Origin of the sequence: Bacillus sp. cl95, assembly GCF_900115925.1 — a bacterium.
Lineage (GTDB): Bacteria > Bacillota > Bacilli > Bacillales > Cytobacillaceae > Neobacillus_A.
Window position 1 is genome coordinate 41,087 of sequence record NZ_FOYF01000006.1, and the last position, 23,481, is coordinate 64,567.

General features: G+C 38.5%; 22 protein-coding genes and 1 pseudogene. 4 read left to right on the plus strand and 19 right to left on the minus strand.

The window, feature by feature from the left end:
• Nucleotides 1–13: 13 nt before the first annotated feature.
• The 3 genes and pseudogenes from BMZ31_RS15915 to BMZ31_RS20430 form a co-directional block, all read right to left on the minus strand.
• Complete coding sequence (locus BMZ31_RS15915; RefSeq protein ID WP_090833158.1) at nucleotides 14–583, minus strand: polysaccharide deacetylase family protein; 570 nt, start codon at nucleotides 581–583, stop codon at nucleotides 14–16.
• Nucleotides 584–877: 294 nt separating this feature from the next.
• Complete coding sequence (selD, locus tag BMZ31_RS20425) at nucleotides 878–1,927, minus strand: selenide, water dikinase SelD (protein WP_254778894.1); 1,050 nt, start codon at nucleotides 1,925–1,927, stop codon at nucleotides 878–880.
• Nucleotides 1,928–1,981: 54 nt separating this feature from the next.
• Nucleotides 1,982–2,938, minus strand: a pseudogene (locus tag BMZ31_RS20430) (glycosyltransferase); the annotation flags it as partial.
• Nucleotides 2,939–3,142: 204 nt separating this feature from the next.
• Between BMZ31_RS20430 and BMZ31_RS15925 the strand changes: the two are divergent.
• Nucleotides 3,143–4,267 carry a CAP domain-containing protein gene (locus tag BMZ31_RS15925; protein WP_254778880.1) on the plus strand — a complete coding sequence of 375 codons (1,125 nt, stop codon included), beginning with the start codon at nucleotides 3,143–3,145 and terminating at the stop codon, nucleotides 4,265–4,267.
• Between the two features lie 74 nt (nucleotides 4,268–4,341).
• Here the strand turns inward: BMZ31_RS15925 and BMZ31_RS15930 are convergent, their stop codons facing one another.
• From BMZ31_RS15930 to zupT, 8 genes are all read right to left on the minus strand, one after another.
• On the minus strand, nucleotides 4,342–4,995 hold the full coding sequence (locus BMZ31_RS15930; RefSeq protein WP_090832923.1) for a DUF4352 domain-containing protein: 654 nt from the start codon (nucleotides 4,993–4,995) through the stop codon (nucleotides 4,342–4,344).
• An 87-nt stretch (nucleotides 4,996–5,082) separates the two neighbouring features.
• Nucleotides 5,083–6,465 (minus strand): alkaline phosphatase, encoded by a 1,383-nt coding sequence (locus tag BMZ31_RS15935; protein ID WP_090832924.1) that lies wholly within the window; start codon nucleotides 6,463–6,465, stop codon nucleotides 5,083–5,085.
• Between the two features lie 160 nt (nucleotides 6,466–6,625).
• A complete protein-coding gene (locus BMZ31_RS15940; protein WP_090832925.1) occupies nucleotides 6,626–7,234 on the minus strand; it encodes a cell wall hydrolase in 609 nt (202 codons plus the stop codon).
• A 248-nt stretch (nucleotides 7,235–7,482) separates the two neighbouring features.
• Complete coding sequence (locus BMZ31_RS15945) at nucleotides 7,483–8,766, minus strand: alkaline phosphatase (protein ID WP_090832926.1); 1,284 nt, start codon at nucleotides 8,764–8,766, stop codon at nucleotides 7,483–7,485.
• A gap of 336 nt (nucleotides 8,767–9,102) precedes the next feature.
• Nucleotides 9,103–9,729 (minus strand): arylformamidase, encoded by a 627-nt coding sequence (kynB, locus tag BMZ31_RS15950; RefSeq protein WP_090832927.1) that lies wholly within the window; start codon nucleotides 9,727–9,729, stop codon nucleotides 9,103–9,105.
• Between the two features lie 34 nt (nucleotides 9,730–9,763).
• On the minus strand, nucleotides 9,764–10,600 hold the full coding sequence (kynA, locus tag BMZ31_RS15955) for a tryptophan 2,3-dioxygenase (RefSeq protein WP_090832928.1): 837 nt from the start codon (nucleotides 10,598–10,600) through the stop codon (nucleotides 9,764–9,766).
• A 17-nt stretch (nucleotides 10,601–10,617) separates the two neighbouring features.
• Nucleotides 10,618–11,904 (minus strand): kynureninase, encoded by a 1,287-nt coding sequence (gene kynU / locus BMZ31_RS15960; protein ID WP_090832929.1) that lies wholly within the window; start codon nucleotides 11,902–11,904, stop codon nucleotides 10,618–10,620.
• Nucleotides 11,905–12,063: 159 nt separating this feature from the next.
• Nucleotides 12,064–12,873: a zinc transporter ZupT gene (gene zupT, locus BMZ31_RS15965; RefSeq protein ID WP_090832930.1), complete on the minus strand. Its 810-nt coding sequence runs from the start codon at nucleotides 12,871–12,873 to the stop codon at nucleotides 12,064–12,066.
• 864 nt (nucleotides 12,874–13,737) lie between these two features.
• Between zupT and BMZ31_RS15970 the strand changes: the two genes are divergently transcribed.
• A complete protein-coding gene (locus BMZ31_RS15970) occupies nucleotides 13,738–15,111 on the plus strand; it encodes an amino acid permease (protein ID WP_090832931.1) in 1,374 nt (457 codons plus the stop codon).
• A 346-nt stretch (nucleotides 15,112–15,457) separates the two neighbouring features.
• Here BMZ31_RS15970 and BMZ31_RS15975 read toward each other — a convergent pair whose 3' ends face one another.
• The 3 genes from BMZ31_RS15975 to BMZ31_RS15985 all read right to left on the minus strand — a co-directional run bounded on the left by BMZ31_RS15975 (nucleotide 15,458) and on the right by BMZ31_RS15985 (nucleotide 18,855).
• Nucleotides 15,458–17,155 (minus strand): methyl-accepting chemotaxis protein, encoded by a 1,698-nt coding sequence (locus BMZ31_RS15975; RefSeq protein ID WP_175478146.1) that lies wholly within the window; start codon nucleotides 17,153–17,155, stop codon nucleotides 15,458–15,460.
• Nucleotides 17,156–17,296: 141 nt separating this feature from the next.
• A complete protein-coding gene (locus BMZ31_RS15980) occupies nucleotides 17,297–18,238 on the minus strand; it encodes an SDR family NAD(P)-dependent oxidoreductase (RefSeq protein ID WP_090832933.1) in 942 nt (313 codons plus the stop codon).
• 56 nt (nucleotides 18,239–18,294) lie between these two features.
• Nucleotides 18,295–18,855, minus strand: coding sequence for a TetR/AcrR family transcriptional regulator (locus BMZ31_RS15985; protein WP_090832934.1), 561 nt, complete (start codon nucleotides 18,853–18,855; stop codon nucleotides 18,295–18,297).
• 203 nt (nucleotides 18,856–19,058) lie between these two features.
• Here BMZ31_RS15985 and BMZ31_RS15990 point away from each other — a divergent pair, with 203 nt between their 5' ends.
• On the plus strand, nucleotides 19,059–19,952 hold the full coding sequence (locus BMZ31_RS15990; protein ID WP_090832935.1) for a CPBP family intramembrane glutamic endopeptidase: 894 nt from the start codon (nucleotides 19,059–19,061) through the stop codon (nucleotides 19,950–19,952).
• Between the two features lie 45 nt (nucleotides 19,953–19,997).
• On the opposite strand, the gene BMZ31_RS15995 is transcribed toward BMZ31_RS15990, so the two are convergent.
• A complete protein-coding gene (locus tag BMZ31_RS15995; protein ID WP_090832936.1) occupies nucleotides 19,998–20,477 on the minus strand; it encodes a GNAT family N-acetyltransferase in 480 nt (159 codons plus the stop codon).
• Nucleotides 20,478–20,612: 135 nt separating this feature from the next.
• Here BMZ31_RS15995 and BMZ31_RS16000 point away from each other — a divergent pair, with 135 nt between their 5' ends.
• Nucleotides 20,613–21,440 carry a GNAT family N-acetyltransferase gene (locus BMZ31_RS16000; protein WP_090832937.1) on the plus strand — a complete coding sequence of 276 codons (828 nt, stop codon included), beginning with the start codon at nucleotides 20,613–20,615 and terminating at the stop codon, nucleotides 21,438–21,440.
• 40 nt (nucleotides 21,441–21,480) lie between these two features.
• On the opposite strand, the gene BMZ31_RS20435 is transcribed toward BMZ31_RS16000, so the two are convergent.
• The 4 genes from BMZ31_RS20435 to BMZ31_RS16015 form a co-directional block, all read right to left on the minus strand.
• A complete protein-coding gene (locus BMZ31_RS20435) occupies nucleotides 21,481–21,657 on the minus strand; it encodes a hypothetical protein (protein WP_217644045.1) in 177 nt (58 codons plus the stop codon).
• Between the two features lie 62 nt (nucleotides 21,658–21,719).
• Nucleotides 21,720–22,157: a VOC family protein gene (locus tag BMZ31_RS16005; protein ID WP_090832938.1), complete on the minus strand. Its 438-nt coding sequence runs from the start codon at nucleotides 22,155–22,157 to the stop codon at nucleotides 21,720–21,722.
• 34 nt (nucleotides 22,158–22,191) lie between these two features.
• A complete protein-coding gene (locus BMZ31_RS16010; RefSeq protein ID WP_090832939.1) occupies nucleotides 22,192–22,656 on the minus strand; it encodes a GNAT family N-acetyltransferase in 465 nt (154 codons plus the stop codon).
• 23 nt (nucleotides 22,657–22,679) lie between these two features.
• Nucleotides 22,680–23,447 carry a hypothetical protein gene (locus tag BMZ31_RS16015; protein ID WP_090832940.1) on the minus strand — a complete coding sequence of 256 codons (768 nt, stop codon included), beginning with the start codon at nucleotides 23,445–23,447 and terminating at the stop codon, nucleotides 22,680–22,682.
• Nucleotides 23,448–23,481 lie beyond the last annotated feature (34 nt).

Sequence of the window (23,481 nt, forward strand, 5' to 3'; positions counted from 1 at the left end):
GCCTATGTTGTGTTTATTTTTCTAAAGTTCCAAAACCGTATCCTTTTTCTCTAATCGCTTGGATAAGTTGAGGCAAGACAGAAACCGTCTGTCTTAGCTCATGTAAAAGAATAATCGCTCCGTCCTCTAAATGATCAACAATGTATTCGATAATCTGCTGTGGATTGTTAGCAAGTTCCCAATCAAAAGAGGAGAGTCTCCACATGACAACTTGTAATTGAAGTTCTTTTGCAACCGCTAAAGTATCATCGTTAAATTGTCCGAATGGCGGTCGAAAAAGCGTTACTTTCTTTCCTATGGTTCTCTCCATTTTATCTACGCTGTTTTTAATATCATAATATTGTTTTTCATAAGATAGCTGCGTTAAATTAACATGTTTGGTTGAATGAGTACCTATTTGATGACCTTCGTCGAAAACACGCTTCCATTCTCTTTGTGGGTAAAGTAGACGAGATTGCCAAAAGAAGATGGCAGGTACTTTTTCAGCCTTCAATATATCTAAAATTTGAGGCAAAACTCTGCTTGGACCATCATCAAATGTCAAAATCACCTGCTTTTCCCCATTGGTTTCTGCTTTTGTCATGATACTAGGAACATCAGAGTCGTACACGACTCTAGTACAATCCACAATTCAAGGTGATTTTCGCATCGGTATCGTCCTTTCTGTTTTTATATGAATTCAACTCATTACAATTTTTCTAGATTTGGCATTCATTTGTCCTGATTGGCGTTAAATCTTTCTAATTTGTCCATTAATCTTTCTAATTTGTCCATTAATCTTTCTAATTTGGATACTGATTCGTCAAGTGTCACAAAAAGTACACATCCACATCATTTACAAAAAACCACAGTCTCATTTCAGACTGTGGTTTTCATTTTATACAACACGAATGCGCCCTCTACCTTCTTCTGTCACTTCACCAATAATAGCCCCAGGTACACCTTTGGCATGTAAAGCTGCGACAAGGTCTTCAGCTTCTTCGCCACGAACTGAAATGACCAAACCGCCTGAAGTAACAGCGTCACATAAGATCAATTGGTCAATTTCATCGATTTCATTGCTGTAATCGATATTCCCAGATAACCATTTATGATTTTTTCGAGAACCGCCAGGAATGACGTTTTTCTCTGCTAACTCTCTCGTTCTTGCCAAAATAGGAACGTTCTTGCTGTTGATTTTGATTCCTACTTCGCTTCCTTTGGCTATTTCAAGGGTATGTCCGAGAAGTCCAAATCCAGTTACATCTGTACAGGCATGAACCGTATAATCTTCCATGACCTCAGCTGCGGTTTTATTCAAGGTTGCCATCCATCCGACCACTTCATCCGTATCTTCTTTTGAAAGTAAGTCATTTTTGATCGCTGTCGTTAAAATACCGACACCAATCGGCTTTGTTAAAATCAGCTTGTCACCAGGTTTTGCTCCGGCATTTGTACGGATTCTCTCAGGATGAACCGTTCCAGTGACCGATAAACCAAACTTTGGCTCCTGATCATCGATGGAATGTCCTCCAACCAAGACTGCGCCAGATTCACTGACTTTATGTGAAGCACCGGCAAGAATGTCTGCTAAGATGCTTTTATCTAATTTAGTAATAGGGAACCCGACAATATTCATGACGGTAATCGGTTTTCCACCCATCGCATACACATCGCTAAGGGCGTTTGCAGCCGCAATCTGACCAAACATATATGGGTCATCAACGATTGGCGTAAAATAATCTAGTGTTTGTACTAATGCTGTTTCATCATTAATCTTGTATACACCCGCATCATCGGATGTGTCCAAACCTACTAATAAATTTGGATCGGGAACGTTTTTAGGTAAGTGACGCAGAACCTGCGCCAGGTCCTCTGGACCAATTTTGCAGCCTCAACCACCTTTAGAAGATAGAGAAGTTAACTTGATGATTTCTCTTTCAGACATGTTATGCCCTCCTTTTTCTGATAATACATTTTCGTAAATACGCTTTAGGGCAACGGCCTCTGAATGACGATTATGATTTTCATTTACGTATCGTATTGCGGCTTGTCCTATTTCTTTCCTTCCATCACTGTTATTGATCAGCTTTTCAGCGTACACAAGGAAATCACTTTCTTCATTATATACAAAACCTGTTCGTTCATGTGAAACAATACTTCGGTTTCCATCATTGGAAGATACCAAGACAGGTATTCCGAACCCCATTGCTTCAAGGATAGCAGTCGATTGACCTTCTGAATGAGAAGTATTTAAGACAACATCCGCTTCTAGGAGGACTGCTCCCATCATCGAATGTGGCACTGCCCCCATGTACTTTGCCCAATTCTTATTTTCTTCTAATAATTCCTTAACGGCAAGACCTTCATCCTCTTCAATCACTGGCCCAACAATCCATAACCTTACACGATCGTTTTGAGTATACAGCTTTTTCAAAGAATTGATGGCAAAGGGGATGTTCTTGACTTTCCTAATTCCCGCGGGTAGTACAAATAGGAACGTACCGGTTTCCTTCTCAAAGTTGATTTTAGTCTTTGGAAAAAAGCTGTTGGCCTGCGGAATGATATGAACTCTATTGGCTACTGACGGTATTTCTTTTTCCAATAACTGTTTAGCCCTCTTATCAAAAACATGGATGGCTGCTGCCCCTGCCAACGAACGGACAACGTCCAAGCGCTTTTCATCATTAAACAGGTCTTGATACAAATCGGTTCCTGTAATAGTGACGATGTAGGATTCAACCTTATGCTCTAGTTTCTCCAAAAATTTGTAAAAGCGATAAGCATGAAATCCATGTATCAAATCTGCTGCAGGTAGAACGTTAGCAGCACCTTCCTCTGTTACCGACACAATCTCAGTTGTTATTCCGAACGTTTTAAGACCGTCTGCAATTCTTTGTACTGTGACGGTATTACCCCGCGGTTGATGAAAATTAGGCGTTACGAGTACTATCTTCATATCGTCGCATCCTTTAAATTCTATTTATGCCCTGTTTCATATAAGCTTAAAAAGGGTAGCTAAATAACCTTAATCTATTATCGTCAAAAATGACTCAATTGTCATTCTTGTTGCTTATGTATGCTTCTTATTCATTCGAATTGGCTAGAATGATAAAGAAGTCCAACTTTTCTAAGATAAGAGTGAAGAAAGCGGGGATCTCTCGTGAGAGGAATATTAATATTATTAGCAAGTTTATTTTTCGTTTATGCTTTTTCTCCAAGCATTAAGGATTCAATCAAAAGCTTGGACATAGATCATATGATTGCAAACATTCGATCAGATTTACAAGATGTAGACTTTGAGGAAGTGAAACAATTTTACGGTAAGATCAATGAATTGGCGGCAGATATTCAACTTGCTGTTGAAAAACTTCCACAACAAGATGCTAATCGCGTCCCAAAAGCTGAAAAACCTTCTTTAACAGCTCCAGAAGCTCATATCTTTTCAGTTCATAATATCGAGATAGGCGACACACAAACGGAAGTAGAACAAAAATTGGGGAAGCCTAAAAGAGCAACCATGAACGAATATGGAGTATTGTGGAATACCTATCATGAAAACTATCAGAACTTTTTCATGGTTGCATATGATCAGCAACAAAAGGTGGCCGGTCTATACACGAATCAGGACCTGATTTCTTCTACTATTGGCATTAAACGAGGGAGCAGTAAACAAGCCTTACGAGAACGGCTTGGCGAACCATTAAACAAGATTCAAAAAGGGCTTGTCTTTTATCAACTTCAAGAAGACAGAGACTTTGATTTGTTCAAAATGGACAATAGTTATATCACCGTTTATTACGATAAACATGAGAATGATATCGTATCCGCCATCCAAATAATTAGTCTTGATTTAGAAAATAGAAAATCCGGAATGTATGGGAAATCAACCCCACAATTAAAAGAAGGATTTGAAGGTCAACTATTTGACTTAACAAATGCCTCAAGAGTGATTCACGGGTTATCTGTCCTGCAATGGGATGACCGGATAAAAGAAACGGCTAGGGAACACAGTGCTGACATGGCTGCCAACAACTATTTCAACCATGTAAATCTAGAAGGTCAATCACCTTTCGACCGTATGTCAGAAGATGAGATTGCTTTTTCATACGCTGGAGAAAATTTGGCCTACGGACAATTTAGTGCAATTTATGCCCATGAAGGTCTTATGAACTCCCTAGGTCACCGTAAAAATATCCTAAAAGAAGAGTTTGAATTACTCGGTGTCGGCGTGGCATTCAACACGGAAATGCAGCCTTACTTTACAGAAAATTTTTATTCAAAATAGCAAAGACTCAGTTTATGTTTAAGAATTACACATGAAGAAGTGCCAGGTCCTCTTGCCTGGCACTTTTTTGATGCTTAGAACTCCACTACTATCTTTTCAGCAGTAGTAATACTTTTTCCTTGTTTATTAACCGCATCGCTTGTTAACAATTCGACAGACTGATAATCTTCTGTTTGGTCAAGGATGAAACCCATGTTACCTCTTTTCGTACTATTTGCTCCAAGCTCTCCCGTTAAGGATTCAAGATAAATGTCATCCTCCCACGTTTTGTGCTCTCCACTATTCATTTTTAAGTAAGCAACAGGAGTAAACTTCACCGGTTCCTTTGACGTATTCTTCGTTTCAACCGCTACTTTAATAAAATCAAATTCTTCGTCATGGGTATATCCATGAAAAAAGTCAATCATGCTGTAATCTGGCACGAAGTGGATGACCTTAACGTCTTTGACCAGCATTTCGACCGATCCAACCTTAATTTTTTTGTTCACTTGCTTGTACTCTTTTAAAGTAATCTCACCCTTATCATCACTGACTGTTTCTCCTACTTTCACAAGATTGATGTCATCAGAGACTTGCGGGTTTGGTACATAAACATCTTTTTTAACCGAACCAGAAGTTGCTTCTTTTTGCTCTGACTTTTTTGCAGAGGCTTTTTCCTCAGAACCTTCACTAAATGAACAGCCTGTTAAAGCAAATAATAAAAGGATGATGCTGATTAGTATCCTCAATGGAATCCTCCTAAAATGATTTACTTAGATAGTTTTGGTTATTTAAGAAAGCACCCGCTGCTTGTTGAAAGCAACGGGCTATTATGATTATTTTTTACCATTACCAAGGATTTCAAAAATAATTTTTGCATGGTCGGTATTATCCTTGTGGCCTGCAAAACGTTCTTTATATGGTCCGAATGCGTATACAGGCACATCTTCACCAGTGTGTCCACCCGTTGTCCATCCTGTATGTGAACGGTTATTAAAGATCGTTTCAATCGCATTATCAATGTCAGCCGTTTTCTTTGAAACAGCCGCATCTTTGACAGATTGAATTTCTGCTGTGGTTAAGGCTAATAAGTTCTGGTCAATATAAGTCTTAAGCGTAGTTTCAACATCTTCACCTTTGGCAATCTCGGCTGCCATGAAGTCAGGTGTACGTTTAGCGGCTTTGATCGGCTCTCCAAACCAGTTGTAGACTCCATTTGCACCGATAGAATATCCGCCTGTTGAATGGTCTGCAGTAGCAACTACAAGCGTATGTTTATCTTTTTTGGCAAATTCGATTGCTGCTTTATATGCACGCTCAAAGTCTTCCATTTCACTCATCGCACCGACGATATCATTGTCGTGGCCTGCCCAGTCGACTTGGCTTCCTTCGATCATGAGGAAGAAACCATCTTTATCTTTGTTCAAACGCTCGATTGCCGATGTTGTCATCTCTTGCAATGAAGGAATTTCTTCTGTACGATCAATCATTTTTGGAAGTCCACCAGGAGCAAATAGACCAAGAACTTGTTCGTTTTTGTCGTTTAAAAGTTGCTCTTTATTCGTTACGTAGCTATAACCATCTTTTTTAAACTCTTCTGTTAAATTTCGGTCAGGGCGTACAAAGTTTGAAACACCGCCGCCTAGAAGGACATCAATTTTGTGTTCTCCATTTACCAATTCATTGTAATAATCGTCAGCAATGGCATTCATATTCTTACGATGATCATCATGCGCACCAAATGAAGCAGGTGTAGCATGGGTAATTTCGGATGTTGCGACAAGTCCTGTTGATTTTCCAACCTCTTTTGCTGCTTCAAGAACTGTTTTTACTTCTGATTTGTCATTATCAACCGCGATTGCGGCGTTATACGTTTTAATTCCTGAAGACATCGCTGTTGCAGCAGATGCGGAATCCGTTACATTTTGAGTAGGATCTTCAGGATAAGTCATTTGCTGTCCGACCAGGGATTGATCAAATTCTGTTCTTTCTACAATACCTTTTGTTGCAGGGTCATCTTTTAAATAACGATGTGCAGATGTATATGAAACACCCATACCGTCACCGATGAGGAAAATGACATTTTTAATTTCTGCTGGAGGGTTTGCTGCTTCAACTTTCGTTTCTGGTTGTGCAAATGTTCCTATTAAGCCACCGAAAGCCACTGTTGATAAAACCGCAATCGGAAGGATTTTTTTCGAAAATTTGTTTTTGAGCATTTGAAAACCTCCTAAGTTTGTTTACTACAGTTCCAAGTATAGAAAAGAATTGTTAATGTTTTTTTACTAGACTATTAAGATTCTCTTAACATCATGTAAATTTGAATTTGAAGTTCCAAACATAGAAAAAGAGCCGGGAAGCTCCCGACTCTACTATTATTTACTTTGCAAATTTATGATTTCCGATTGTAATGGTTGTCTCACGAGTGAGGATCCATGGGCTTTTTGCTGTTTTTGGATTATAGAAGAATAATGATCCTTTACCTTGTCCTCTAAACGCCAATGCTTCATTTACTGCTTTCTTTGCCAATGCAGATGCAGGCTTATTAATGGCTCCATTTTGAACAGGTGTGAAAGCGAAATAGCCATTCGATTTTTGATAAATAACCTCTTTTACCGTATTAGGGAAGTCAGGGCTTGCCATTCTGTTCAGTACAACTGATGCAACAGCCACTTTTCCTGCATATGGCTCAGCTTCCGCTTCAGCCTGAACAAGACGTGCAATTAAATCCTTTTCTGTTTCTGTAATAAAAGAATTCGGTAATGTCATCTTTTGTCCTGGATAAATGACACTAGCTTTATTGCCGCTGTTTACTCTCATTAAATCTAGTACAGACACGCCATATTGTGTTGCAATTTTATAGTAAGTGTCACCTTTTTGTACTTGATGAGTTCCCGCCGCAGCTGCTTCAGATGCATTTCCGCCAAAAATCGGAGACAAAGATAGAACCATTGCTGATGCGATTACTAGTTTCTTAATTTTTTTCAAAAGTAAAACCTCCTAGTAGTTTGCTCACTTACTAGGCTAACAGTTCTAAACTAGTAATTCATCGTCCAAAAAGTGGTAGTAGAAAAATAGATTACTAGAACCACTGGTATGAGTGGGGTTAGCAGAAGGTTGGAAAGTGAAACCAGTTACAATTTATGCAAATATCTAATAATTTTAGTCGCAGCTGAGGAATCATGCAAAAAAAAAAGAAGCCTGTCCTTATGCAAGCTCCTTTCAGTTACTATTTTTTATTGAAATGGTACGTTCATCGCTTCTGCCATGATTTTAGGAATATCGGTATTCTGATGCAAGCCCCTAAACCATTCTGAATTTGGTCCAAAGGCATATAGAGGAATATCTACCCCGGTATGCTGGTTCGTTGTCCATCCAACAAGTGCTCTTTCAGAAACGATCTCATTGATCGCGATATCTGGTTTGGCCGCTGTTATGATTCTTTGAACTTCAGGTTCAGTGAGATCGAGGTTCGTATACTGTTTAATTACCGCTCTAACATTACTTCGGTTTGCATTTAGTTTACTCACCATAAAATCACCGGTTGCCGTCACATTACGAAGTATTTCTATTTTTGCATCATATTGACCATGTGCTCCAACAGACATACCGCCGTTGTCATGATCAGCCGCAACAACCACTAATGTGTTTCGATCTTGTTTTGCAAATTGAAGGACTTTGGCGAGAGCTCCTTCAAATGCTTCAGCGTCTTTCATTGCCCATGCAGCGTCGTGCTTATGTCCACCCCAATCGATTTGACTTCCTTCTATTAATAAGAAGAACCCCTTCTTATTCTTTTGCAGGATGTTAAGAGCAGTGGTGGTCATTTCTGCAAGACTTGGCTGTTTGGTCGTTTCCCGATCTAATTCCGGAGAAAGGGCATCATTTGCAAACAAACCGATCAGTTGATTCGTTTGAACTTGAGTGCTTAATTCCTTTCGGTCAAAAATAATCTTATAACCCGCTTTTCTCGCTTGATGTAAGAGTGGAACAGGAAAATATTTTCTCCCTCCACCCATAATCACATCCACTTGATTTTCTAGATACTGTGGGGCTATGTCTATTTCGTTTGCACGTGATGCAACATGGGAGGCAAATGCAGCCGGCGTTGCATGAGTGATCGTAGAAGTGGCTACAAGACCTGTTGATTTACCAGCCTGCTCCGAGACTTCCAGAATTGTTTTTAATCTTTTCCCTTGTGGTGACATGCCAATCATGCCGTTATTGGTCTTGACTCCGGTAGACATTGCCGTAGCAGCTGCTGCAGAATCGGTTACTTTTGCATTTGCCGAATAGGAGCGATGCATACCGACTAACATACCATCTAGTAATGTTTCTTTCCCTTTATACCAACGATAATTTACTCCATAGGCTGCCGAGTACCCATCTGGAACCATGAAGATGACATTTTTCACCGTACCACGATTCTTTAGCTTGGCCGCTGAAGGCTGCTGGAATGAAGTCACTGTTAACATCACCACCAAGAACCCAAAAATGATGATTTTAGGTAGTTTCAGCATGAATTTAACCTCCATTAACTCTTTTTCAGATTGCATTACTCTTATAGTGAGTTGGATTGGGAATTCCTAGTCATATTAATGGGAAATTGTCTCTATTTTTATAGATGGAGATTGGTACTTGGGGGTATCGGTAGTTTTTTAATGGATTAAGCTGAAGTTATCTATACGGAAATGCAATATATCGATATGATTTTGCAAGATATCTATACGGAAATCTAATATATCGATATCAAATGACCGGATATCGATATGACGACAAATCTCGACATCCTGAAATACCCAGGACTGTATTTCTATTAATACTTCAAAAAACCGGCTAAGAGTTCTTAGCCAGTTCTATATTTTCCTTAATACTGCTCGAACAGGACTTCCATCACCTTCAACGAGCGGAAGCGGCAATGCTACTAGTTCGTAGTCGCCTACTTCAATCTCGTCCAAGACAAGGCCTTCTAAAATATGTAAACCGTTGCTAGCCAACTCATGGTGTGCAGGTAATTCTTTACTGTCGAGTTCATCTACTGATGGTAAATCAAGACCTAGCAGCCTTATCCCCATTTTCCCTAAAAATTCAGCCACACCTGATTCAACAGGTGGAATTTCTGCAGGAAAAATTGAACGGTTTTGCCACGCCCCAGTTCGTATTAACAAGCGAGTGACATTCTGCAAATCTAACTTCTCCAAATCGGCGACGCGAATACTTGTAACATCGTTTAAGTGAATAACTTTTGCGGGTCCGATATACAGATTTACATCCAAATCGATTACGCGTTTTCCTTCATTGTCAAAATGAAAAGGTGCGTCAATATGCGTGCCTGTATGTGTACTCATCGTTACTTGCCCAACATTGACTGATCCGCTCTCCTCCATGCTCCAACTTACTTTATAGTGAAAAGGAGTGTCGCCCGGCCAAGTAGCCACTTTATGATCGAGTGGTTGAGAAATATCGATCCATTTACTAGTCATACACTCAAACCTCGCCTTCTCTGAAAAATTAGTTTTATAATTTCGTTCTCAAGCTCCAGATTTCCGGAAAGAACTGATGATCAAGAGCTCTCTTTAAGTACGAAACTCCTGAAGAGCCCCCTGTTCCCTGCTTATGACCAATAATTCTTTCTACCGTGCTCATATGGTTAAAACGCCATAACTGCTGCTGACTTCCGATATCGACAAGCTTTTCAGCAAGCTCATATAAATCCCAATATTGATCGACGTTTCGGTACACAGTAAGCCAAGCTTCTTCCACACTTGCATTCGGTTCATATGGTTTTGACCAATCCCTATTCAAAGCCTGTTCATCAATTTTCAGACCACGCATAGAAAGTGCTAAGATCGCAGCATCGTATATACCAGGTTGGTTCAAAGCATGATTAAGACGATTGTACAATTCTGTATCATGCTGATAAACCTTTAATGTATGGGCATTTTTTTGTCCAAGGGCAAATTCGATCAAGCGATTTTGATATGATTGAAATCCTGATGAATGGCCGAGTTTATCCCTGAATTCCATATATTCCGCAGGAGTCAATGTCGATAGGACACTCCATGACTGAATGAGCTGCTGCTGAATGCGCGATACCCTTGATAACATTTTAAACGATGGTTCCAAGTCATTTTTCCGAATGCATTCTGTAGCCGCATTCACCTCGTGTAAAATGAGTTTCATCCACAATTCACTTGTCTGATGAATGATGATGAAAAGCATCTCATCATGATGATCGGATACACGATGCTGACTCGATAAAATCTTATCTAACTGAAGATAACTGCCATAAGACATTTCTTCTTTAAAATCAGTATGGATGTGTTTTTCTACGCGATTGTGTTCGTTTTCCATAGTATCCTCCCCGATGATTAAGCAACTACTTCTCGCTCATTTTTAAATTTCTCGTATTGTTTTTCATCCATGATATTTTTCAATATTTGTACCGCATCCCACACCTCTCTATAAGATGTGTATAACGCAACAGGGGCGAGTCTAATGATATTTGGGGCACGAAAGTCTGGTACTACCCCGTTCTCTTTGAGTGCTTTACAAATTCTTGCCGCTTCTTGATGTTCTAGACATACATGTCCGCCACGGCGATCATCTTCTCTTGGGTTGCCAATCTCAAAACCCATTCCAGAAAGTTTGGTTTCAATTAAATCCATTAGATACTGATTGATTTGAAGGGATTTAGCACGAACCTTTTCAATCCCTGCTTCAGCGAAAATTTCTAGTGAACCAATTAATGGAGCAAGGCTTAATACATGAGGCGTTCCGATTTGATATGCGCCAGCATGCTCGGCATGTGTCAATGTATGTTCCATATCAAATTGCTTTTCTTTTTTTGACCCAAACCAGCCAGCCAGTCCAGGAACAGTCCCGAAATGCCTTCTGTTTACATATAAGGCACCCACTGCCCCAGGACCTCCATTCAAGTGTTTGTAATTACACCAGTAGGCGAAATCAACACCCCACTCACTGAAACTGTGAGGAATGGCTCCAACCGAATGACATCCATCAAACCCAATTAGAATTCCACGTTGATGAGCCTCTTCCGTCAACCATTTCATATTTAGGATTTGACCACTGCGATATAGAACAGTAGGCAGGACGATCAAAGCAATATCATCCTTCATGGCTGCAATAATGTCTTCTTCCTCAATCATTCTTCCATCCCTGCTTTTTACACGTACAAGGTGTTCTTCGGGATCCAAACCGTGTAAACGCAACTGACTTTGCAATGCATAAATATCTGATGGAAATGTCAATTCATCCGCAAGAATTTTTGTTCTTTTTCCCTTTGGCTTGTAAAATGTGGCTACAAGCTGATGCAAATTGACTGTGGTCGATCCGCTGACGATTACTTCATCAGAATTAGCACCTACGAGTGGAGCACTTAGTTTCCCTAATTTTTCCGATAAGTAAAACCAAGGGTGATCTCCCTTCATCCAGCCATCAATACCAAGTTCTTTCCAATCATTCAAACAACTCAATAAAGCTTTTTCAGCTCGTTTTGATAAAAGCCCCAATGAATTTCCATCAAGGTATATATGATTTTCTTTTAAGTAAAATTCGTTTCTAAACGCTGCTAGCCCATCTTGTTGATCAAGCTTCCCTGCATACTCAAGTGATGATTCAAAGGAATAGGTACTCATTGTAATCCCCCTTCTTGCTTCTCTTCTCAAAGCGTACCAAACTGAAGGGGAACGAGCAATTACTAATCGAAATTTTCTAAAAAATAGAACGCAAAAAAGCTAAGTACTTCGTGTACTCAGCTTTCAGTTAAATTTTTTTAAAAAAGCCACATAGGACTATTAAATGAATAATAACAAGCTTAATGCCATGACTGCCATTCCACCAATCAATCCATAGATAGAAAGATGGGCTTCATCATATCTTTTCGCAGCAGGCAGCAGTTCATCGAGTGAGATAAAGACCATTATTCCTGCTACCGCAGCGAAAATGACTCCAAACATAATGTCGTTTAAGAATGGCATTAGGATAAAGTAGGCTGCGAGCGCCCCGATTGGTTCCGATAAGCCCGATAAGAAGGATAACTTAAATGCCTTCTTTTTATCACCAGTTGCAAAATATACTGGTACAGATACAGCTATCCCTTCTGGAATATTATGAATGGCAATTGCAACAGCAATGGCAAATCCTAATGCTGGATCTTGTAAAGCAGCTGTAAATGTTGCGATACCTTCTGGAAAATTGTGAATCCCAATGGCAAGTGCAGTAAATGTTCCCATTTTCAACAATGCTGGATCATGAACACCTTTGTTTCCAGTACTCATGTCTTCAACCGTTTTAAGTTCGTGTGGATTTCCAGACTTAGGGATTAATTTATCTATCATGGCGATAAGCAGCATACCTGCAAAAAATCCGCCAACAGTCGTCCAGTTCCCCAACTGAACGCCCATTGCTTTCACTAAAGCATCTTTAGCTTTTACAAAAATCTCGATCATGGAAACATAAATCATGACTCCCGCGGAAAATCCAAGAGCAACAGATAAAAATTTTGTGTTCGTTCTTGATGTAAAAAAAGCCAGGATACTCCCAATCCCAGTTGCAAGTCCTGCCAATAGAGTTAAACCGAACGCATACATTAGATTCTCTGCCATTCTCATACTCTCCTTTAACCTAAATATCCTTTTATTTTCTTCTCCGCCTAGGTGAACTTCTGTTATGTTATGCACGAATTTATATTTGTTTCCGGCAGGAAACTTCTTATTTTAAGGCTCTGTTAAAGTACAATGTTGATTTTCTGCACTTTGTTGATTGGATCGGAAGGCGCTTAATTCCTCGGAAAGCAAGCGACTGGAATGGAAATCAACTGGCAAGATTAACATAGACTATTTTTATGGAAAATCGACGGGGATTTCTCCGATTACATGATTTTTCTAAAAGTCGTATATGAACTTAGCGAATAAATTTTTGAAATCGTAGATTACCATGAAAAAACAGGCGATAACATATTTGAAAATGGCGATTACGATCAAAAAACAGGAGTATAAAAAAGGTCGTAAACCCCACAAGGGTATAATGTAATATTTTCCTATCCACTTTAAGAGAGATAATTACGCCAAAATCTCCATATTTAATCATGCATATTTTTGTACAAGTAGACTTTTCGTGCCTTCTGCCAGTATTCCTGAAAAATAAGGGTAAATTAAAGTAAATTGTTTATTTAAGCGAAAGTCGCTTGATTCCTCGGAAAGCAAGCCACTGGAGCGGAAATCAACAGGCATGATTAAAATATTCTATTTTTAAAAACATATCTTTTATTCTCTTAAATGTTTCCTTTGGAAAAGATTTTAAACTATAGGAAAATAGTCCGCAAGAACTACATTTGTAAATATATTATATTTGTCCAACAAGGATTAATGAGTGATATGGACAAGTTTTTTAGCTCACTAATAGTATTCATAAACATATTTCTTCCCTATTTATCGAATAATAAATCGTGAAAAAGGGGGAGTTCAAAAATGACCAAACACCGCTGTGGTGCAGGAATTGAAGGCCCAAGCAAAGGTGAGTCAAAAGGGGAGATGAAATGGTGGCAACTTTCTTTGATGGGGGTCGGCTGTACAATCGGAACGGGATATTTTCTTGGTTCTACGATTGGCATTAAAGTTACAGGTCCTTCCATTGTGATATCCTTTCTTCTTGGTGCAGTAGGTACATATATTGTTTTTAATTTGTTGGCAAAAATGACAGCTGAAGATCCTCAGAAAGGTTCATTTTGTTACTACGCCAATAAGGCATACGGACGTTGGGCCGGATTCAGTTGCGGTTGGGCATACTGGTGTTCAAACGTTTTAATCATGGGGAGCCAATTGACGGCACTTTCTATCCTTTCGCAATTTTGGTTCCCAAAAGTTCCTTTATGGATTTTTGCTTCAGGTTATGCAGCCATTTCACTCGTGGTCGTACTCTTGGGGACCAAGGGTTTCGACAAAGTAGAGGATTTTCTTGCTGTCATTAAGACTGCTGCAATCATCATGTTTATCATCCTAGCTTCAGCCGCTTTACTAGGTTGGATTAAAGGTGGGGACGGACCAGCAAATTTGCCATTATCAATAAATGAACTCTTCCCGGAAGGATTAAAAGGATTTTGGTCCTCTCTTATCTATGCTTTTTATGCATATGGTGGCATCGAAGTAATCGGACTAATGGCCATGCAACTTCAAGACAAAGAGGATGCTCCCAAAGCAGGGAAAATCATGCTCCTGGTCTTAACGATTATCTATGTCGTTTCACTCGGCTTCGCAGTAACAATGGTGCCACTTGACGGTTTTAAAGCTGATGAAAGTCCATTTGTAACAGCCTTAGCAGACTACAAACTAGCCTTTTTCCCGCATGTATTCAATGCTGCGATTATCGTTGCCGGCTTTTCTGCAATGACTGCCGCACTTTTCGGGGTTACTACCCTGCTCGTTACACTAGCAGAAGATGGAGACGCGCCTTCCCTTTTTGCAAAAAAAATAAAGAAGTTTAAGGATTTGCCTCTCCCATCACTTGGACTTGGAGCCGTCGGACTCATTTTATCAATCGTAACGGCCCTTTTGCTTCCTGGAAAAATCTACGAATACGTAACGACGGCAGCTGGTATTCTACTCTTGTTAAATTGGACGTTTATCATCGTTTCTTCGCTACGCATTTTAGAATTTAAGATATGGGATAAAGTCTTGGCCATTGCAGGAATCATTCTTATCGCAGCAGCTGTAAGTGGGACGTTCATGGATAAGAGCATCCGCTTCGGATTTTTTATCAGTATAGCTTTCGTTGCGATCATTGCTGTTGCCGCATTATTAATGAAGAAACTAAAGTGGAATAAAGAAGCTAAAAATACAGCATAAAACTATTGAAGATTCTCGTCATTACTCATGCTAAACTTTGTTAGTCTTTAAATAAATGGCTCTGTTAAAGACCAATGTTGATTTATTAGCTTTGTTGATTGTAGCGTAAGGGTGCGAGACTCCTGCGGGAAAAGCGGTTCAGGGGAGACCCCGCAGGAGTGAAGCGACGAGGAGGCTCCCGAACCGCCCAAGAAGAATTTGCCCTTGAAAAAGCCGGCATTAGGGCTTTTTCATAATTCGTCAGCGGAAAGCGAGTGCCCTGGAGCGAAAATCAACAACCAAGTTTAACAGAGTCAAATAAATAAACAAGAGCCTGCGCAAAAGTGAACGCAAGCTCTTTCTCATTTCAAAGTTTAAATTTTTTAATAAGGCCTTCTAAGCCATTCGCCATTTCAGACAACTCTTTAATAGAACTAGCCATGGAAGACATATGAGATTCTTGTTCTTGTGTAGCAGTTGCCACTTCTTTTGTGTTGTTTGCGGTATAATCTGCTATCTTAGCATTTTCCAAGACAGAAGCACTTACTTGCTCTGTTACAGCTGACATTTCTTCTGATATAGAAGAAACTTCATGAATTTGTTGAACTACTTTCTGAATAGAATTTAAGATTTTACCAAATGTTTCACCGGCTTCTTCCGCTGCTACAATTCCATCTTTTACATCACTAGTTACATTACTCATAGCTCTAACGGAACGGTTTGTGTCCGTATGAATGCCCTTGATAATATCAGATATATGATTTGCAGATATCGCTGATTGTTCAGCAAGTTTCTTTACTTCATCAGCTACCACCGCAAATCCTTTTCCATTTTCACCAGCATGAGCCGCCTCAATGGCTGCATTTAAAGCTAGCAAATTAGTTTGTGCACTGATTGCCTGAATGACGGTCGTAATTTCGGCAATTTCATCTGATCTTCTTTGCAATTCAGCAATCGTTTCAGCTGTCTCTTCAACAGATTTATCAATTTCATTCATTTGTCTTACAACACTTATTACTTTTGCATTTCCTAATTCAGTCTCTTGCAATGTAAGAGCAGACAAATCCGATACATTTGAAGATGCCGTTGCAATTGACTGAATCCCATCAGCCATACTCTCCATTGCGTTTGCACTTTCTTCACTCGATTTGCTTTGCAATTCAGAACCACTAGCTATCTCCTGAATAGACGACGCAATTTGCTTGCTAGCAAAAATCGTTTCATTTGTTCTGTCTGTAAGATTCCCTGCTGTGTCATTCAACTGACTCGAATGGACTTGAATTCCATGAATCATTGTTTTAATATTTTCCGTCATTTTCTGAAATTCAACTGATAATGCACCTATTTCATCATGTCGGTTTAATTGAAAATTCGTTGATAAATTCCCTTCTCCTACAAGCTTTACCCCTGTAGCCAATCGCTTCAATGGTCTAATTAAGTAAACAGAGAAAGAGAATACAATCAAAATGCTGACAAGCAAAATTAATCCTGTTATTAGAAGAACTCGCAACTTATTGGACTGAAGCCCTTTATAAACGTGATTCACATTAATGTCTGCCCCAACAATACCAATAATTTCACCGTTGGTGGACTTAATAGGTGCATAGGCAGACAAGACTCCTCCATAGTCCTTAGTATTGGTCATTTCAGTGCGAATCTTGCCCGTCTCAAAAGTCTCTACAATTTTCGGAAACGACTCCATGTCTTTTTCGATTTCTCCTATTGTAGCAGCACTTTTGTCGTTCTTTGGCATACCGTCAACTACATAAAAGTATTCGTATCCATTTCCTTTCTTTTGACGACCCATTGTATATAAATAGTCTATTCCATTCGTTTCCTTTATTAAGTTTAATTTCTCTCTTAATTCATAATAGTAGTCTGTTTCTCCTGACTTCGCATTAATGTCTAAGTAGTCTTGAACATCAATTTGGGTCATGACCCTTTTCACAATAATTTCCGCTTGATTTCCAATAGATTTTGTAACAAGTTCGACTGATGACTGATAAATCAAGTAGCTTATAGTCAAACATGAAAGCATGGTAAGTGATGAAAAAATTAAAATCATTTTGACTTGCAAACTTTTTCGCATTCTTAATCTCCATCCTAATTCTTAAATATCAAAACTAGGAATATTTTATCACCAATTGGTGAATTTTGTACTATGAAATATTATGAAATAATTCGAAAAGTATAAACTTTCCTCTTTTCAAATGATATTTTTCCTTTTCATGTAATCAAGGGTTTCTTGTAACCCTTTCCTGTAAGGTGTTCTTGGTATTGATCCAATAAGACTTTCATATTTTTCTCCATCAAGAACAACTGGCTCTTCATTTAAGTAAAACATCTCTACCACCTCACGCATATTTGCGCTGAATAAACCAAGGAAACGAATCATATTTTTGGAGATGGTTGAAACACTCTTTTGATATCCTGAAACTTCTCTAATGATTTCAACAATCTCATTCCCTGATATGACATCCACGCCAGGGATATTCCAGTTTTGTCCGTATGCCTTTTCATTCGTGGCCAGTTCGACAATGGCTTTCGCACCGTCCGGCGTATAAATAAACTCCCTAGGAATTTGTTTATTGCCGACATAGCTGGCTTTCTTATTCTCCACTACTTTTTGCAGGGTAAAATGTAAAATTGTATTTTCAGCATTTGGACCATAGAAATCTGGAAAATGTGCGATGAGCGCCTCTACTTCTGAGCTTTTGACGATGTTTTCGAGTTGTAAGCGAATCTTTCCTTTTTTCGTGTGTGGATTCTTTTCTGTAGACTCGCTTACTTTTCTTCCAGTACTGCGGCCATATGCATAAATATTATCAACCAACACTAACTTGGCTGAGTACTCTTTTGCCGTCTGAACGATATTTGTCATGAAAGACAACAACTTGCTTTCCCAATCCTTATAAGGAATATTGGCTGATTGAAATATCACATCCACCCCTTGGGCAGCAGCTTTTAAATCATCCACTTGAAAAATGTCACCTTTGAATATGTCGACATTCTCATCATTTCCAAACAGTTTTTCAAGTCTTTCCTTATTGCGTGCAAAAGCAATCACACTGATTCCTCTACATGATAATTCTTTGACAATCGAATAGCCCATTCCACCTGATGCACCTAACACTAAAGCTTTTTTCATTATATTCTCCTCCTTTTATTAACCACTGTTCAATTAAATTCAAAATGAAAGCGAATTTATCTTAAAAGAAAATTCGCATGTGAATACGCTAAGTCTTTTACTTCTGAATAAGTGCTAACATGTCGGCTATAGTGGGTGATAAATCCGTGTAATGATAAAAATATTAACCATATTTCCTGTAAAGTTAGCTTTTTGTCACTCAAGGTAAAAACACTATACGCAAATTTTTCATAACTTTTATTTGGTCCTTGGTTAATAAAACTTCGCACTTCTTCATCCTTTGTTAAGAACATGATTTCATAATGGCTTTGGTGGGTTATACCGAATTCGATAAAGCCTACCAGTACGGAGATCAGTTTTTCCCTTGGTGGAAGTTCCTTCAACATGATTTTTTCCAATACATCATCAAGTATCTGAAAATGCTTCTCCACTAAAGCATAAAATAATTCTGCTTTATTTTTAAAATGATAATAAATGGCACCATGACTATATTTTAGTTCGTTCGCTATTTGCCGCATTGAGACATGTTGATATCCTTTTTTTACAAAGAGATCATTTGCTGCATCCATAATCATTTCTCTTGTTAATTCTTGTTGTACAGATTTACGCGGTGACATCGTGTCCTCCTTATTGACCACTGTTCAATAAAATCATATGCTAACTTTCAAAAATTGTCAACGATTAACATATTTACCTTTATTCCCTTTATATATATACAAAGTAGGTCTTTCTTTTTATAATGAATACGAGTTTTCCAAAATATTGAAGGAGTGTTATATTTGCAAAAAAATTTCATTAAAGTGGTTGATGGAAAGAATACTTGGAAGCGCTATTTTTCTTCGTTCCTTTTCTTTTTGTTTTCCTGGCTCTAGGCTCCTTTGGATATCTGGCAGCACTTGATTGGTATGCTGCAAACGATGGGAATTCAGATAGTTATTACGATGCTGCAAAAGGCATTGGGGTCCATGTAAATCCGGTAATAGACTTTGCTCTTGCGCATATCACCTACATCGCTTGGGTATTGGGGTTATTCTTGAGTATGAGGTTGATTCACAAGCGTAGGCTAAGAACATTGATTACCCCACATTCCACAATCAATTGGAACAAGATTTTTTGGGGCTTCGGCGTATTTTTCATGCTCATTTTAGGGACAACTCTAATCGACTTTGCTCTAAATCCATCAGATTACGAACTGAATCACTTTAAAGCTAGCCATTTCTTTACCTTATTCTTATTTGTTCTTATTTTAACACCCATTCAAACGACCGCCGAGGAATTATTTTTCCGTGGATATTTAATGCAGTTGTTAGGTAAAAAGATTAATAATGCACTCTTCCTTTCGATTGTAGCTGGCGGCATTTTCGGTTCATTACATTTTTCAAATCCAGAAATGGAATACTCAGCATTCTTTGTTGGCAGCGATTATATCCTTTCCGGCTTGTTATGGTGTTACATTAGCGCAAAAACGAATAGTTCCGAACTTACCATTGGTGCGCATGCTGCGAACAATATGTTTCTCGGCTGGTTCTTGACGATGGATAATACCGCCTTTGGTAATATCCCTTCCCTATTTGTCATTAAAAATATTGATCCGAAAATTACCCTTTTATGGACCATTTTTAGTTTATCCACCTTTACCTACTTATCAATAAGGAAATTTGGCAGCTCAAATCGCCCCATTGATCGGGATAAGGATACATCAATTTCCTTATAAAAAGGAAGAGGTTGTCCCCACACTACTGGGAACAACCTCTCTCTTCTAATTCTTCCAAAAATAATAAACGAATCCTACTTCTTCAGAAGGTACATTCTTGAACCCGTTTCTCTCGAGAACTTTTTGGGAGCCAATATTATCAACAGTCGTTTTAGCATGTATCTCTTTCATTCCGATTTTTCTAGCTTCTTTTACAAGCAATTGAACAGCTTTGGTTGCTATCCCTTTTCCAACTGCCTTTTCCGCTACTCGATACCCTAAATGACCACTATTACCATTTTCAATATCAACTAAATTCATTCGTCCAAGTATCTCTCCTGAATCATTCTTGATTAAATAAAAATAGGAAATACCTCGATTTTGTTCCTCCAGTAAGCTTTTCATAATCTCTTCAAACACATGAAAGTTGTAATATTCTTCCCCCCTCCCAGGGACCATTTTTTCGAAATATGCACGATTATCTCGTTCAAAGGAAAACAATGCTGCATTATCTTTTGGTTCATATTTTTCAAGTGCGATTTCCATAACAATCTACCTTTCATCACAAATATTTATCATTCTTATTCTTACTAACGTAATGAATATCCTTTTTTTGCAGGAAAAAATAGGAACATCGCCGAATGAATAGTGTGGGACCACTATGTCTTTAGGAGGATTTAGATGTTAACAAAACAACAATTAAGCGAGATTAAGGAACTTCAAAATAAATGCGAGCAATTTGAACCATTAAAACTAAAGTTGAATTGGGACATGCTCGCTTCACGTGAAGATGACAAGCGAAATGATTTCTTACATTATGAGAATGGTAAACTTGTTGGATTTTTAGGTATTTATGGATTCGGAAACAAGGTGGAGCTTTGCGGCATGGTTGATCCAGAATATCGTCGGAAAGGTATATTTACTAAATTATTTAATAAAGCTTCCGACGAAATTAAATCTCGTCATTTCAGACTCATTCTGTTAAATGCCCCGGCTTCATCACTGTCTGCAAAAGGCTTTTTGGCGAATATCCCTCACCAGCAGCATATGACTGAATACCAGATGAAATGGGAAGGCGATAAAGCTGAAGTCGAAGAAAGTGGAGTTACGTTGCGAAAATCAACTGAAAGTGATGTTGAGCTGGAGATTACACTAGAAGTAGCTTGTTTCGGATTTTTGCCTGAAGAAGCCAGAGAGTTTAACCAACAAGTGAAGAGTGAAGGTTCTGATGAATTTTATATAGTCGAATCGGAAGGAGTATCTGTTGGAAAGCTTCGTGTTGGTCGTACGGGTGGCGAGGCTTGGATTTATGGTTTTGCGGTTCTTCCTGATTATCAAGGAAAAGGAATTGGCAGGAAAGCTTTGAAACTGACTGTCGCTAAGGAAGTAAAAGAAGGGTATCCCGTATTTTTAGAAGTCGAAGCCAAAAACGCTAACGCCCTAAGACTATATGAATCATGTGGATTCCAGACATTTCATGCTCAAGAGTATTATGAGTTACTTCAATAATGAACAAGAAGCCTGATGGAATTTCAGGCTTCTTGTTTTTCTATAGAGTAAAGATTTCCCTGAAAAAATCGTGCAGTTGAGGATACTTGATAATCAACCATAGTATCAAGAAGGATAGCAGGATGATTCCAAAGTTAATGATGTAGAACAACTTAATGGCAAACTCAACTCTTCTATTCTTATTCTCTTCCATATTCTCGCCTCTAAGTTTGGACATCTTTCCCTGATATAGACGAATACTACGAACTGATAATTCCTTGATTATAAGAATTTTTCCACTTAGCCCTTCATATCGATGATTGCACCGCGCTCGTCAAACACTGATCCAGGATTATGTGCCACTTCCCATAGGTTATTTTCAGGATCTAAAAAGAGAAAAATCCTGCCGCCCCAAAATGCATTTTCAGGTGCTTTCACTATCTTTCCGCCTGCATTTTCTACCAACATGGCCACTTCATCCACTTGTTCAGCCGCATCTACATTTATGCTAAGCGTTACCCCTCTAAAATAATCTGGAGATTCGTGCTTAGGTAAGGAAACATCTTCCCCGAGTTGTTCAATGCTCCATATAGACAACATACCACCTGCTGTTTTAAAAACGGCATACTCATCAGAACTAAATTCCGTTTCTTCCCAGCCAAGCAACTGATAAAATTGACGTAATTTCGCAATATCCCAACCGCCAATTGTGATTAAACTAACTCTTTGTGGAATCATGAATGATCATCCTTCCTGTTTACTTTGAAAAATACTAAATCGACTTTTCGAAATGGCTGCTTCTTTCGTCTATTAGATATAAAGAGAATCCTTGTGATTGGTACAAATCAATCGCACTTTTCCATTCATTATTTGTTTCTAGAATCACCTTTGCGATGCCTTTCGTTTTCGCATAAGTCTCTAGTTCTGAGAGCATCGTCCTAGCAAATCCTTTGCCTCGATAATCTTTCTTCACCGACATTCTCTCTATCCTGCCAACTGTCTGTGATTCAATGGTCAATGCCCCGGTACATACAATCACTGAGTCCAACTTTCCGATGAGGAATACGTTACCTTTATCAATATAATGCCCCACGATATCCTTTAAATCAGGATTATAGGAATCATCCAAAAAACCGAATCTTTCTTTCAAACCTTCTAAAACAAGGTATCTCGCCTCCTCTACCTGATCCTGTGTAATCAGTTCTATTGAAATTTCCTTCTTATCTATTAAATTCATCTTTAACCTCTTCCAGATTTAATTTAAGGACCACAAAATTGACTTATATCTTTGTAATCCTGCAATTCTGCTTTTTCACTCTGATCTTTACTAAAACGGCAAGAAAGAATCACTTTTGAGTAATATTCCCCTTCAAATTGATGCGGATTTTTAAGTTCATAAAACCTCTTTTTTAACTCTTGTGGAAAGAATCTGATCTCTATCGTAAAGTCATTTACTTGTCTGTCTTTTACGAATGAATATAATTTGTAGATCTTTTGCAATTGGAGTTCCTTATCAAATGACTCTTCCTCAAATACAAGCAAATGTACGAATTCAGAGCTTTGTTTCAAATTTTCTTTAAAGATAGTCTGATACTGATCTTCCAAGGTATACTTTTCCCACACTTCTTCTTGAAAAGAAGGATTTACAAACATATGACCATACGTGGGAAAGAGCTCTTTTACTAATGGTAAGAATTCCTCTCTTGCCTCGTTTCTCCATTTCATTTCTTTATAGTTGTCTCTAGTTATTTGAAAGTCTTCAGAGACGTCCATCGTAATGGAGATACCTTTTTGTTTAACTGGATGGGCAGTAACTTGGTACATTCCCATTGCATCTCCCAATGCTTGGCCAAATTCAGTCTCATCAATCTTGAACTTCTCACCATATTTCTTATCTAGGTATTCCAATGCAGCCTTTTCAGCTTTATATCCAAAGAAATCATGATAGGTTATCTCGAGAAAATATAATAACAAGCCCAAAACTGGAAGCAAGATAATGATGGCAATGATAATTAATATCTTTTTCATAAAACTATTATTCCTCTTTTCAGATGATTAGCAG